Annotated in this window: 13 protein-coding genes; 8 read left to right on the top strand and 5 right to left on the bottom strand. The window is 45.3% G+C overall.

Features of this window, described 5'->3' with window-relative positions:
* Positions 1-44: 44 nt before the first annotated feature.
* The gene (gene cpxA, locus R7040_RS22495; protein WP_005382383.1) at positions 45-1,439 is read right to left on the bottom strand and encodes an envelope stress sensor histidine kinase CpxA; all 1,395 of its coding nucleotides are present in this window, start codon (positions 1,437-1,439) and stop codon (positions 45-47) included.
* A complete protein-coding gene (locus R7040_RS22490; RefSeq protein ID WP_005382384.1) occupies positions 1,439-2,128 on the bottom strand; it encodes a response regulator in 690 nt (229 codons plus the stop codon). Before R7040_RS22490 ends, cpxA begins: the two co-directional genes overlap by 1 nt.
* Before the next feature lie 190 nt (positions 2,129-2,318).
* On the opposite strand from R7040_RS22490, the gene R7040_RS22485 reads away from it, so the two are divergent.
* From R7040_RS22485 to pfkA, 3 genes are all read left to right on the top strand, one after another.
* Complete coding sequence (locus tag R7040_RS22485; RefSeq protein WP_047104268.1) at positions 2,319-2,831, top strand: CpxP family protein; 513 nt, start codon at positions 2,319-2,321, stop codon at positions 2,829-2,831.
* A 111-nt stretch (positions 2,832-2,942) separates the two neighbouring features.
* On the top strand, positions 2,943-3,851 hold the full coding sequence (fieF, locus tag R7040_RS22480) for a CDF family cation-efflux transporter FieF (RefSeq protein ID WP_025768809.1): 909 nt from the start codon (positions 2,943-2,945) through the stop codon (positions 3,849-3,851).
* A 283-nt stretch (positions 3,852-4,134) separates the two neighbouring features.
* Positions 4,135-5,097, top strand: coding sequence for a 6-phosphofructokinase (pfkA, locus tag R7040_RS22475; RefSeq protein ID WP_005381521.1), 963 nt, complete (start codon positions 4,135-4,137; stop codon positions 5,095-5,097).
* Between the two features lie 90 nt (positions 5,098-5,187).
* Here pfkA and R7040_RS22470 read toward each other — a convergent pair whose 3' ends face one another.
* Complete coding sequence (locus R7040_RS22470; protein WP_017821828.1) at positions 5,188-6,570, bottom strand: MATE family efflux transporter; 1,383 nt, start codon at positions 6,568-6,570, stop codon at positions 5,188-5,190.
* A 240-nt stretch (positions 6,571-6,810) separates the two neighbouring features.
* Here R7040_RS22470 and R7040_RS22465 point away from each other — a divergent pair, with 240 nt between their 5' ends.
* The 3 genes from R7040_RS22465 to R7040_RS22455 all read left to right on the top strand — a co-directional run bounded on the left by R7040_RS22465 (position 6,811) and on the right by R7040_RS22455 (position 9,695).
* A complete protein-coding gene (locus tag R7040_RS22465; protein ID WP_005381516.1) occupies positions 6,811-7,101 on the top strand; it encodes a co-chaperone GroES in 291 nt (96 codons plus the stop codon).
* Between the two features lie 77 nt (positions 7,102-7,178).
* The gene (gene groL, locus R7040_RS22460) at positions 7,179-8,816 is read left to right on the top strand and encodes a chaperonin GroEL (RefSeq protein ID WP_042523711.1); all 1,638 of its coding nucleotides are present in this window, start codon (positions 7,179-7,181) and stop codon (positions 8,814-8,816) included.
* Between the two features lie 315 nt (positions 8,817-9,131).
* Positions 9,132-9,695, top strand: a complete 564-nt coding sequence (locus R7040_RS22455; protein ID WP_318097100.1) for a VC2662 family protein — start codon at positions 9,132-9,134, stop codon at positions 9,693-9,695.
* Between the two features lie 100 nt (positions 9,696-9,795).
* Here the strand turns inward: R7040_RS22455 and R7040_RS22450 are convergent, their stop codons facing one another.
* Together R7040_RS22450 and epmB are read right to left on the bottom strand one after the other, a co-directional pair.
* The gene (locus R7040_RS22450; protein WP_005381504.1) at positions 9,796-10,293 is read right to left on the bottom strand and encodes an MgtC/SapB family protein; all 498 of its coding nucleotides are present in this window, start codon (positions 10,291-10,293) and stop codon (positions 9,796-9,798) included.
* Between the two features lie 95 nt (positions 10,294-10,388).
* Positions 10,389-11,411: an EF-P beta-lysylation protein EpmB gene (gene epmB / locus R7040_RS22445; RefSeq protein WP_053307395.1), complete on the bottom strand. Its 1,023-nt coding sequence runs from the start codon at positions 11,409-11,411 to the stop codon at positions 10,389-10,391.
* A 32-nt stretch (positions 11,412-11,443) separates the two neighbouring features.
* On the opposite strand from epmB, the gene efp reads away from it, so the two are divergent.
* Together efp and R7040_RS22435 are read left to right on the top strand one after the other, a co-directional pair.
* Entirely contained in the window at positions 11,444-12,010 is a 567-nt protein-coding gene (gene efp, locus R7040_RS22440; protein ID WP_005381500.1) for an elongation factor P, read from the top strand.
* A gap of 267 nt (positions 12,011-12,277) precedes the next feature.
* A complete protein-coding gene (locus R7040_RS22435; protein WP_042523712.1) occupies positions 12,278-13,681 on the top strand; it encodes an SPFH domain-containing protein in 1,404 nt (467 codons plus the stop codon).
* The last annotated feature ends 174 nt before the right edge of the window (positions 13,682-13,855 follow it).

Raw genomic sequence — 13,855 nt, 5'->3', positions numbered from 1 at the left:
TCTAGAAATATGGTGCGAATTATTGTTAGTTCATCAAATTGAGACTAACAATTGATCGGTAAGGTGATACTCATACGCAATCCGCCTAAAGGACTTCGGCTGGCTGCGATCGTGCCACTGTGCTGGCGAATGGCACTTTCGGTAATGGTTAGGCCGAGACCTGTGCCGCCAGAGTGGCGATCGCGTGCCGTGGAAACGCGATAGAACGGGCGAAAAATCGCGGCCAGTTCCTCTTCTGGTACACCTTCTCCATTATCGTCAACCGTGATACGAAGCGTATCGTCATCGGCTTTGATGTCGATTTGTACCTCATCTTTTCCGTAGTAAATGGCGTTACGAACGATATTTTCCACCGCACTCATCAGCAGTTTAGGGTTACCGGAAATATTGCGCTTAGGTAATTCTGAATAGTGTAGCTGTTTGCCCATTTGCTCTGCTTCAAACTGCGCATCTTTAATGATTTCTTCCCATAAACTTTCTAGTGGCTGTGTTTCGCGAGTCATATGACTGTTCGCCTGCATGCGAGAAAGCTCTAATAGTTCGCTGATCATCTGTTCCAAGCGCTGCGCTTCGGTATCGATACGAGTCAGTTCTGGGCTTTCGCCTTGTTTACGCGTCGCTAATGCGCTTGCCATGCGCAGACGAGTTAAAGGTGAGCGCAGCTCGTGAGAGATATCGGATAGCAAACGTTGTTGTCCTGAAATCATTTGATTAACCGCTTCGACCATCTGGTTGAAGCTGCTGCCTGCTTGACGAAATTCCGCCGTACCTTTTTCTAAATTTGGGTCTGTGACAAATTCACCTTTCGCTACACGTTGAGCAGCGGCTTCAAGACGACGTGCAGGCTGACTCAAAGCCCAAGCAAGCCATAACAGCAATGGTGTACTAACCAACATGACCGCAAGCAAGAGCTGGAATGGGTGATCAAACAGACGCAGGAGTAGAGGTGGTGGCTCATTCCATTTGAAACCCACGTACATCAAGATATCGGAACCTGCCAAAGTGATAGGAATTGGGCCCGCAATCATGTATCGACCATACAGCTTCTGCTTTGGATTATTGTAATCTTCGATACTGGTGACAAAGTTTTGCATGGCACGCAATTGAAAATTGCTGCGTTTTTCTGTCGTAAGAACATTACCGCTGTAGTCAGAAAAAAACACTCGTGGGCGAGGGTCGTGCTTGCCGTGGCGGTTGCCCTCGATACGAAAAAGTATGCGGCCTAAATCAGTTTGCTGGCTGTATTTTTGTTGGATTGAGTCACGCGTTTCTACCATACGTTTGTAGTGTTCTTCTGGAATATCGCGAGCTTTGCGTGGGTCCAAATGTGGCAGTGATAGCACGGCTATCAATACTAATAACATGGTGAACCAAAAAATGGCAAAGATGCGTCCATACAGGCTATTGATGTTTGGCAGTTTGATGCGTGATAGGCGCATTAATCCTCCTCAAGCAGCATGTAGCCACGACCACGCAGGGTTTTAATTCGCGGCTTGCCATTGCTTTGATCTGGTAATTTTTTACGTAAGTTCGAGACATGCATATCGATAGCGCGATCAAAAGCAGCGAGTCGTTTACCAAGCACATCTAAGCTCAGTGTCTCTTTGGTCAGCACTTGTCCTGGGTTTTGTACGAAGTGGGTGAGTAGCGCAAACTCGGTTGCTGTGAGATCGAGTAACTGTTGCTCACAATACGCTTCTTGCTTACCGGGATAGAGGCGGATTTCTTGATACTCAATGCAATCGCTGTTTTTGGTATTTTTTTGTGTGCTGCTAGTGCGGCGTAAAATCGCGCGGATTCGCGCTAACAGCTCTCGGTCACTAAAAGGTTTTGGTAAATAATCATCCGCGCCCAGTTCCAAGCCGATCACGCGATCAATTTCTTCCCCTTTAGCGGTCAGCATCAAGACGGGAGTTTCCCAATTTTCACGTAAGCGTTTCAGCGTTTCCATGCCATTGAGTTTTGGCATCATGACATCCAACAAAATCAAATCAATCTTATCATTGATCGCGGCTAAGCCGGCTTCACCGTCATTTGCTTCGCTGACGTCAAACCCTTCGAAACTGAGTACTTCTTTTAATAAGCTGGTTAGCTCGATATCGTCATCGATTAAAAGAATGTTTGCCATGGGGGCACCTATAGTAAGTTACCGATAGCCTAATATTACATTGGAATGATGCGCAACGAAGAGGAGAAAAATCACTCTTTACGATTCTTTACGCTCCCTATACGTCGCTTTACCTAGCGGGTCGTATTCTATACTCAAGCGCTGTGAGAACAGCTCAGAAGAACCACTCACCTGTGTAAGGAATCGTATTATGAAGTCTGCAAAAAAACTTGTGTTAGCTGCTGTTGTTCTACCTCTTACTCTTGGCGCCGCAAGCGCATTCGCTTACGGTGGTAAAAACCATCATAAAGGTCCTCGTGACGAATGCGGCATGGGTATGGACCGAGGTGTCATGCGTCAACTAGACCTGACTGATGCACAAAAAGATCAGCTAAAAGAAATGCGTGAAGCAAACAAAGCAGAAATGAAAGCAAAATTCGCTGATGGCAAAGAAGCACGTATGGCTGAGCGTCAAGCGCATCACGCAAAAGTGCAATCGCTTTTGCTGGCGGATAATTTTGATGAAGCTCAAGCTACCGAGTTAGCAAAAGAGATGGTTGAGCGCCAAACGGAACGTCGCGTGCAAATGCTAGAAAGAAAGCACCAAATGCTTAGCGTATTAACACCTGAGCAGAAAGCGAAATTTGTTGAGCTACAAAATGAACGTATGCAAGAGTGTGGCGACAGAATGCACAAGCGCATGGAAAAGTCGCGCAATAATTAAGTCATGAATTGATGTTATATAAAGAGGCAGCCATTGGTTGCCTCTTTTTGATCTGGTTATTTCATGGTCATTCAATATACTCAACGTATGGTTTTAGTTAACTCTTTGATTATGAAACAGCAATACGCACGTTTAGTTACGACCGCCGCTTGGACTGCAACCATTGTGGCGACGCTTCTTCTGATAGTAAAAGTCATCACGTGGTGGGTAACCGGCTCAGTGAGCTTATTGGCGTCATTGATTGACTCCATGTTAGATATCGCGGCTTCGGTTGTGAATCTTGTGGTGGTTCGTTACGCCTTACAACCGGCAGACCGCGAACATACGTTTGGACATGGTAAAGCTGAGTCCTTAGCGGCCCTAGCCCAAGCAATGTTTATTTCGGGCTCGGCAGTATTTTTGATTCTTAACGGGATTGACCGATTTTTCCGCCCACATGCTTTACACGCACCGGAGTTAGGTGTGTATGTATCGCTGTTTGCGATTGTGGTCACACTTGGCTTGGTGATGTTCCAAAAACATGTGGTTCGCGTGACGGGGAGCCAAGCAATAGCGGCGGATTCTCTGCATTATCAGACTGACTTGTATATGAATGCTGCGATCATGGTGGCTCTGGGGCTCAGTTATTTTGGAGTGACTCAAGCGGATGCTGTGTTTGCGATTGGTATTGGTGTCTTCATTCTTTATAGCGCTTTCAAAATGGTCAGCGAAGCGATTCAAACCTTACTTGATAGAAAGTTGCCCGATGAAGAACTTGAGCAAATTAACCAAGCTTGTTTGAGCGTAAAAGGGGTATTGGGTGTGCATCAGTTACGCACGCGAATGTCAGGACCGACGCGCTTTATACAGTTGCATTTAGAGCTAGACGATAACTTACGATTAATTGAGGCGCATTACATCGCTGATAAAGTGGAAGATAATTTATTGGCTCTGTTTCCTGATGCGGATGTATTGATCCATCAAGATCCATTGTCTGTCGTTTTCGGACCAGAGAAAGAGCAGAAAGCGCAAGATTGGTAGGCTTGAAAAATCCATCAGTGCCCGACGACAAACAGGTACTTATTGACTATCTTTCCATCAATACTTATTAAGATTCGTGATCCTGATATGAATCAACAAAGTTTCATAGAGAAACTGTAATACTCTTACATAAGTAGAAAAGTTACATAAAAAAGTGCGTTTTCATTGGTAATCCTGTAGAGGAAATGTAACATAACGCACAGTTCTGGATTATGCAGGTTGCTTGGTAACAAGGGGCCTAAAAGAAAATTAAATAATTGATTGCCAAAGATCGAGGGTGAGCATGATTAAGAAGATCGGTGTTTTAACAAGTGGCGGTGACGCACCTGGTATGAACGCTGCGATACGCGGCGTAGTACGTACAGCACTATCCGAAGGATTGGAAGTATTCGGTGTGTACGACGGCTACCTAGGCCTATACGAAGGCCGCATCGAGAAGCTAGATCGTTCTAGCGTTTCAGATGTGATCAACAAAGGTGGTACGTTCCTAGGTTCTGCACGTTTCCCTGAATTTAAACAAGTGGAAGTTCGTGAAAAAGCGATTGAGAACCTGAAAAAACATGGTATCGATGCACTAGTGGTAATCGGTGGTGATGGTTCGTACATGGGTGCGAAGAAACTGACTGAAATGGGTTACCCATGTATCGGTCTTCCGGGCACAATCGACAACGATATCGCAGGTACGGATTACACTGTGGGCTACCTAAGTGCACTAAACACCGTTATCGATGCAATCGACCGTCTACGTGATACTTCTTCATCTCACCAACGCATTTCAATTGTAGAAATCATGGGCCGTCACTGTGGTGATTTGACTCTGATGTCTGCAATTGCGGGCGGTTGTGAATACATCATCACTCCGGAAACTGGTCTAGACAAAGACAAGCTGATCAGCAACATCCAAGATGGTATCGCTAAAGGTAAGAAACACGCGATCATCGCGCTTACTGAGCTAATGATGGATGCTAATGAACTAGCTCGTGACATCGAAGCCGCGACAGGTCGTGAAACTCGTGCAACAGTACTTGGTCACATCCAACGTGGTGGTCGTCCAACTGCATTTGACCGCGTACTAGCATCTCGTATGGGTAACTACGCTGTTCACCTATTGATTGAAGGTCATGGTGGTCGTTGTGTAGGTATCGTGAAAGAGCAACTTGTTCACCACGATATCATCGACGCAATCGAAAACATGAAGCGTCCAGTACGCAACGATCTATACAAAGTTGCTGAAGAGTTGTTCTAAGCAAGCTTGAAATAGATAAACAAAACCGCGGCTTTCCGCGGTTTTTTTGTATTTGAGAATCAACAAAAAGAAACTAGCGATAGACGAGTGTTAAGACACGCTGCTCTGCTCTATGAGCGTTAATTTTCGCTCGCGCAGCGCAAACAAGTAGCCCAGTAGCCCACCCAACGTATTCCCAACCGCGATACCGATAAACAAGCCTTCAATGCTGTAGATTTGGCTCCCGATCCACGCCGATGGCAAGGTAAAAATGAACAGCCGCATAAAGCTCCACTGGAATGCACGCAATGGCTTGTGCATCGCATTCAAGCCACTGACTAACATCATCACGATGCCTTGGAAGCCATAACTAAATGGCACCACCAGTAAATAATGCCAAAGCAGGTTTTTCACCGCATCTTCCTGAGAAAACAGCGCAGCCAGAGGAATGCTCAGTGGCACCATCATCAAGAAGATAAACCCTTGGAATACCACTGCAAAACGCATGCTAATAAATAAACCGGAAAAGGCTCGTTGCGGTTGTTTGGCTCCTAAATTTTGTGCCATAAACGGTGTGAGGGCAGAGGTCAGCGACATCAATACTAAAATCAATATAGACTCAATACGCTGCGCTGCGCCGTAAGCAGCAACCGCCGCCGTACCGTGGTTGGATAACAGCATCATCAGAATGGCACCGGACAACGGATTCATCGCGTTTGATAGCGCTGCAGGGGTACCAATTTTTAGTGTCTGTTGCCAGTCTTGTTTCAGCAAAGCCCATTGGGGTTGAGCAAGCAATTTTTCCCGTTTAATTAGCACATAGAATGAGCCACACAAAGCACCTAACCAGCTAAAGGCACTTGCTATGGCTGCGCCTTGAATGCCAAGTTCCGGAAAAGGGCCATAACCGAAAATCAACAATGGATCGAGCATGCCATTAATCAAACCAGCCAACATCATGACTTTTGCTGGTGTTTTTGTGTCGCCAGTAGCTCGGATAGCACTGTTGCCCGCCATTGGGATCACTAGCAGAGGAATGGTGAGATACCAGACCTGCATATATTGCTCAATAAGAGGGATGAGATCATCAGACGCACCAAGAAAACGAAACAATGGCGCAATGGTGGTAAAGCCAATAGAAGACGCGATAGCCACAAGTAACACGGCTAACAACAAACCGTGGGTGGTGAACCGAGCAGCTTGTGGTGCATGACCTTGCCCAAGCAAGCGACCAATATTGGTCGATAGTCCCATCCCAATCCCCATCGTAATGCAATTAACCGCAAAGGTGACAGGAAAGGTATAGCTGATAGCCGCTAGCGCTTGAGTGCCAAGCAACGAGATAAAAAACGTGTCCACCAAGTTAAACATCAAAATTGCGATCATGCCCATGGTCATGGGTACGGTCATTTTCCGCAGCGTTTCAGGAATGGGTGCGGTCAACAAACCATGCTTATCGGTCGCTTGGGGTTCCAGCTTGTTATTTTCCTGCATGTGTGACAACTATCTGGTGAGCAAACTGCAAGGATACAAGAAAGCGAGATGCCGAGCGAGTGAGCATTTCTAACGCAAACCGTTGCCTAGTTGTTCGTTATTTTAACTAAGTCACAAAAATTTTGTGCCACCCCCTTGGGATCGCTGCTTCGACCCCTTATATAGGGATCACGTGTCTGGGGCTACAGTCCCTAAGGACAATTATCAAATAAACATGGAAATTTTCAGGAGAGACGACCGATGAACATTCGTCCATTACATGACCGAGTTATCGTTGAACGTAAAGAAGTTGAATCTAAGTCTGCTGGTGGCATCGTTCTGACTGGTTCTGCTGCAGAAAAATCGACTCGCGGTGTTGTTCTAGCTGTGGGTAAAGGCCGCATCCTAGAAAACGGCACCGTACTGCCACTAGACGTTAAAGTCGGTGATACCGTTATCTTCGCTGAAGGTTACGGTACAAAAACTGAAAAAATCGACGGTAAAGAAGTGCTTGTCATGTCTGAAAACGACATCATGGCGATCGTTGAATAATAGCAATCATTGAGTAATTTTTTGCTCAGATTCAATTACGAAATTACACACAAAGAATTTTAGAAAGGAAATCAAAGATGGCTGCTAAAGACGTTAAATTTGGTAATGACGCACGAGTTAAAATGCTGGAAGGTGTAAACGTTCTGGCTGACGCAGTAAAAGTAACACTGGGTCCTAAAGGACGTAATGTCGTTCTAGACAAATCTTTTGGTGCACCAACTATCACGAAAGATGGTGTATCAGTAGCGCGTGAAATCGAGCTGGAAGATAAATTCCAGAACATGGGCGCACAAATGGTTAAAGAAGTTGCGTCTAAAGCAAACGACGCAGCGGGTGACGGTACAACAACAGCAACGGTACTAGCGCAATCTATCGTTAACGAAGGTCTAAAAGCAGTCGCAGCGGGCATGAACCCAATGGATCTTAAGCGTGGTATCGACAAAGCTGTTGCCGCGGCAGTTGAGCAACTAAAAGAGCTTTCTGTTGAATGTAACGACACAAAAGCGATCGCGCAGGTTGGTACTATCTCTGCAAACTCAGACGCAAGCGTAGGTAATATTATTGCAGAAGCAATGGAGCGTGTGGGTCGTGATGGCGTTATCACGGTTGAAGAAGGTCAGGCGCTACAAGACGAGTTAGACGTAGTAGAAGGTATGCAGTTCGACCGCGGTTACCTGTCTCCTTACTTCATCAACAACCAAGAATCAGGCAGTGTTGATCTAGAAAACCCATTCATTCTTCTAGTAGACAAGAAGATCTCAAACATTCGTGAGCTTCTTCCAACGCTAGAAGCTGTCGCGAAAGCATCTCGTCCACTGCTTATCATTGCAGAAGATGTAGAAGGCGAAGCGCTAGCAACATTGGTTGTGAACAACATGCGTGGCATCGTAAAAGTTGCAGCTGTGAAAGCACCTGGCTTCGGTGACCGTCGTAAAGCAATGCTACAAGACATCGCTATCCTAACTGGCGGTACTGTGATTTCTGAAGAGATCGGTCTAGAGCTAGAAAAAGTTGCACTAGAAGATCTAGGTCAAGCGAAGCGTGTTTCTATCACGAAAGAAAACACGACTATCATCGATGGTATCGGTGAAGAAGAGATGATCTCTGGCCGTGTTGCTCAGATTCGTCAACAAATCGAAGACGCAACTTCAGACTACGACAAAGAGAAACTACAAGAGCGCGTAGCTAAACTGGCTGGCGGTGTTGCAGTAATCAAAGTTGGTGCTGCGACTGAAGTTGAAATGAAAGAGAAGAAAGACCGTGTAGAAGATGCGCTAGCCGCAACTCGCGCAGCGGTTGAAGAAGGTGTTGTTGCTGGTGGTGGTGTTGCACTTATCCGCGCGGCATCTAAGATTGCTCACCTAACGGGTGACAACGAAGAACAAAACGTTGGTATCCGCGTTGCACTACGTGCAATGGAAGCGCCAATCCGTCAAATCACGAAGAACGCAGGTGAGGAAGACTCAGTTGTTGCGAACAACGTGAAAGCGGGTGAAGGTAGCTACGGCTACAACGCGGCAACAGGCGAATACGGCGACATGCTAGAAATGGGTATCCTAGATCCAACTAAAGTTACTCGTTCTGCACTACAATTCGCAGCATCGGTTGCAGGTCTGATGATCACTACTGAAGCGATGGTTACTGACCTACCGCAAAAAGACGCGCCAGCGATGCCTGACATGGGTGGCATGGGCGGTATGGGCGGCATGATGTAAGCCAGCTTATCTCATCGCTCTAAGGGAGCCCTTATAGCGGAAAGATAACCGACCAAACCTTTAAAAGTCGAGGCAGATGCCTCGACTTTTTTTATGCGTGTCACCTGAGAAACATGACGTTCTGGAGTGGCTTATCATGAGATTTTTGAGCGTAAAAAGCGCCATTTCAGAAGCAAAAAATCGAAGAGAAATATTTTTTCTTTTGAGTCAGATGGTTAAATCTGACCTATTGCTAACACTTTTTGAACGGGGACAGAGCAAAATCTGAACATTACACTATGTTGTAAATTGTTGCTTCCCATCATGGAGATGAAAATGAAAAAGCTTATGACGTCATTGGCGGTTGCAGCCGCTATCGCATCACCTGTTGCTTTTGCCGACAGTACACCTGTGATGTTCTCTACTATCGATAACACAAACGCACCCTCTAATTCTTCAGTAGGTGGCGTTCGTTTAGCTGTGCTGCATGGGCAGGTAAATGAGGTTAAAGGTGTCGACTTTTCACTGCTTGGTATGTCAGAAACGGATCGTACGACAGGTGTGAACTTCGGTCTGTTTTTTGGCGCAGCAAAAGTAAATCAAGAAATGAAAGGCGCGTCTTTAGGCTTAGTTAACTGGAACCAAGGTCAGACGACGGGTGTTAACTTGGGTGCTGTTAACATTACGAACAACGTAAAAGGCTTGAACTGGAGCGCGGTGAACTATTCTGAAGGCTACACCATGGCGGATGTGGGCTTAGCGAGTATCTCTAAGAAGTCTAATTTCCAGTTTGGTTTCTTCAACATGACCGATCAAATCGATGGCGTGCAAATTGGTCTTTTGAACTGTGCGGATAACGGTTTCTTCAAGTGTTTCCCACTCATCAACTTTTCTAAGTAATCCCTGAGAAAGTCAGAATCTTTATATACAGAAAGCCCTCGATGTTCGTCGAGGGCTTTTTAATTACAGATGGGATGAAGCGAGTTTCTCGGATCGTTAACTATTTAATTAATCGTGATGAAGTTTTGCGTTGTTGAATTCTTTGATGAACACCGCGGCGTAATGCTTTGATGTGGTTTTCTGCTTTATCCACACCTAACAACACGGTTAATGTCAGGAGAGTAATAACCACCGACTGCGTTAAATAACCCAAACCTATCATCAAACCTAAACCTGCTAGCACCCATATTACAGCCGCGGATGTTACGCCATGGATTTTTCCATCAAGTGTCATCATAACGCCAGCGCCTAAGAAGCCGACGCCAGTAATGATCTGACCAAGCACTCGTGCTTGATCAAGAGTATTTGGCGATAACGACACTGCCATCGACATAAACAGGTAGGTGCCTGAAATAATTAATATTGCTGTGCGAATGCCAACCGGTTTACCACGAGTTTGGCGCTCTATACCGATCATGAGCCCATTAATGGCGCAGCATAGTAGGGCAGGCCAACTGAATGGGCCAAGATCGAAAATTTGTTCGAATGCTGTATGCATCTTGACCTCCAAAAGTGCGGAGTATGCATAGACTTACCGTGCAAAGCGAACAAAAATAATCAATCTAGACGACAAATTTAATTGAGTGTCAGAGCTTATTCTAAATGCAAATCCAACGGCGTTTTACTTGGCCTGCCACCAACTTCTCGTGTGAGTTTTGGTACCAGATAACCCGATACACGCGTGATGAGTCCGCGCATAATAGCTTTCGCTTCTTCGTCCGAAATAAAGTAGTGCGCTGCGCCTTGCACCTTATCAAGAACGTGGAGGTAATAAGGCAAGATACCCGCGTCAAATAAGGCCTCACTTAACGCCACTTGAGCTTCTACCGAATCATTCACGCCTTTCAGCAGAACGCCTTGGTTTAGAAGCGTAACGCCCGCTCTTTTGAGCTTGAACATCTGTTCAGCAAATTCGTCATTGATTTCGTTGGCATGGTTGATGTGAGTGACGAGGATGATTTGTAACCTTGATGCTTGCAGAAGTTGGCATAGTTCATCAGTGACTCGAGCTGGAATCACCACAGGTAAACGGCTATGAATACGCAGACGTTTGATGTGAGGAATGTGAGCAATGTGCTCTAAAAGCCAATGAATCTCATCGTCTTTTGCCATTAATGGATCACCACCTGAGAAGATGACTTCGTTCAACTCTGGTTGTTGTGCCATGTACTCTAAGCACTTGGTCCAGGCTTGTTTCCCGCTTTTGTTCTCTTGATAAGGGAAGTGACGACGAAAACAGTAACGGCAATTTACCGCGCAGCCACCTTTGACAATCATCAGGGCGCGGTTGCGATACTTGTGTAGCAGGCCAGGGACTTCATTGTCCTGCTCTTCCAATGGATCATTGGAGTAACCCGGATGCACCTCAAATTCGTCGCTCAGTGGTAAAACCTGACGTAAAAGAGGGTCTTTAGGGTTGCCTTTCTCCATCCTATCGACAAAACTTTGCGGTACACGCTGTGCAAACAGCTTGCGCGCGGCAAACCCGTCTTGCCACGGTGAAGGATCAATTTCCAGTATTTCGAGCAATTTTGCAGGATCAGAGATCCCATTCGCCAACTGTTTGAGCCAGTTTTGCTCAACAGATTCGACTTTTCGGGTTATTATGTGCGGCATTGAATTTAGCTCTAAGAATGTAAGAGGAAAAAATGGCTACAGTTAGCACCAATGAATTTAAAGGCGGTCTTAAGTTAATGCTTGATAACGAGCCTTGTGTAATTCTGGAAAACGAATACGTTAAACCAGGTAAAGGCCAAGCGTTCAACCGTGTTAAAATTCGTAAACTTCTTTCTGGTAAAGTGCTAGAGAAAACATTCAAGTCTGGTGACACTTGTGAAGTGGCAGACGTAATGGATATCGACCTAGATTATCTATATTCAGACGGCGAATTCTACCACTTTATGAACAGTGAAACGTTTGAACAGATCGCAGCGGATGCAAAAGCGGTAGGTGAAAACGCTAAGTGGTTGGTAGAAAACAACACTTGTATGATCACTCTTTGGAACGGTAACCCAATTACTGTTACTCCACCAAACTTCGTTGAGCTAGAAGTTGTAGACACAGATCCAGGCCTGAAAGGTGATACTCAAGGTACTGGCGGTAAACCAGCGACGCTATCAACTGGCGCTGTTGTTCGTGTTCCTCTGTTCATCTCAATTGGTGAAGTGATTCGCGTAGATACTCGTACTGCTGAATACGTAGGTCGTGTGAAGTAAGCACTTTATATGATTGTTAGAAAGGTCGCTTCGGCGGCCTTTTTTATTGCCTGTGATTCTTCTCTTTTAATCCCTCTGCGTAAAACATCGATATCCTCCGCAAATTTTTGATGATTTTGTATTATTCGTAAAAATCTTATTTGTTCCATGAATCTGTCGATTATTCCTTAATGTAACATTTTGATACATTAGTACTTGTTGCTGAGTTGCATAGCAATCTGATTTTTATCGATTTAACTCAGTAACAATCCAAAAAAGGAGAACAAAATGGAAAGCAGAGGTTTAGGAAGGGGTTTAAAGGTGGAAGAAAGACGTCAGTTACTACATAAAGGATTAAAAGCAGCCGTATTTGGCGTACCGCTGTTGGCAATAGGCTTAACGATTAATAGCTCGGTGCTGATGACCGATGCGGGTTACAGCTACGTGCATCAGAATAATATTACTGGTGAGTTGGATGTGTTTACTGAACCTGGCATTCATTTTCGTATGCCATTTCTGTCCAAAATCACCAAGTATGACCAAGTGATCACCGTGTCATTCGGTAACAGCAAGGGCGAAGATTTTTATCAACGTCTTGATGCGATTCAGGTTCGATTTGCCGACACCTATATTGGTCAGATCCCCGTAACATTCCGCTTTAAGCTCAGTAATGACCCTGAAGCGGTGAAGAAGATGCATAAAGAGTTCCGCAACAACAGTAACTTGATCGATGCGCTGCTTGTAAAGAACGCACGTAACGTAACGGTGATTACCGCAACCCAATACACGGGTGAAGAGTTTTTCCAAGGTGGTTTGAACCAGTTCAAATCGAAACTTGGCGATCAGTTACGAGAGGGGATTTATCTAACAGAGCGACGTCAGGTTGAAGTGGAAGAGTTGGATCTTGCGCCTGTTGGGGTGAATCAAGCTAATCCGAACCAATTACAGCGCACCAATCAACTGGTATGGAAAACTGTGCCAGTCGTAGACAAAACCGGGCAACCAATTCGTCAAGACAATCCGTTACAACAATACGGTATTCAAGTGACGCAGGTGACCATTGGTGACCCGCAGCCAGAAAAGCAATTAGATCAGCTATTGGCAGATAAAAAGCGTTTAGTGGCGGATCGTATTCGCGCGATTCAGGAACAAGAAACGTCGAAAGCACAGGCAGAGACCGAGCAGTTACGCAAAGAGATTCAACGAACACGTGAGGTGCAAGACGCCCAGCGTGGTAAAGAACTCGCAATTATTGCTCAACAAAAAGAAGTGGAAGTGGCGCGTCAGATTGCAGAGCGTGAAATCGTTGAAGTGGAAAAAACCAAACGACTTGCTGAAGTCGAGAAGGAGAAAGAGCTAGCTATCGCAGAGGCTAACTTAGCGATTCAAAAAGCGAACGCACTTTCTGCTGAGTTTGAAGCGAAAGCGATATTAGCGAAAGGTCGCGCAGAATCTGAAGTCCTAAAAGGTAAGTATGCAGCGTTAGGAGCAAACCGTGAAGTTTACTTGGCAGAATTGAATCGAGACGTAGCGAACTCGCTGTACAACAATTTGCAAAACTTCCAAGTTCAGATGCCACAAAATTACATTGGTGGAAGTGACGAAACGGGCTTGAAAACAAACCTAGATGTGATTACTGGCTTTGGTGCTCTGGGTCTTATGGACCAGACAAAGAAGGTCGCACAGCAATAAGATCATGGGTGGTCAAAAGCTTAAAAAGCAAAAAGATCATGGGTAACCCAAAGCAATAAAAAAGCTGGCATTTAGCCAGCTTTTTCTTTTTTGGTCAGTGTGCCGTCCTAAATAAGGTTGACACTTTCCCCCCAAAAAAATTGGAGAGTGTTATGAAATCAACAACTAAAAGAA

The sequence above is a fragment of the Vibrio sp. 1069 genome, from assembly GCF_033340555.1.
This window is presented reverse-complemented; position numbering and strand designations above follow the sequence as displayed.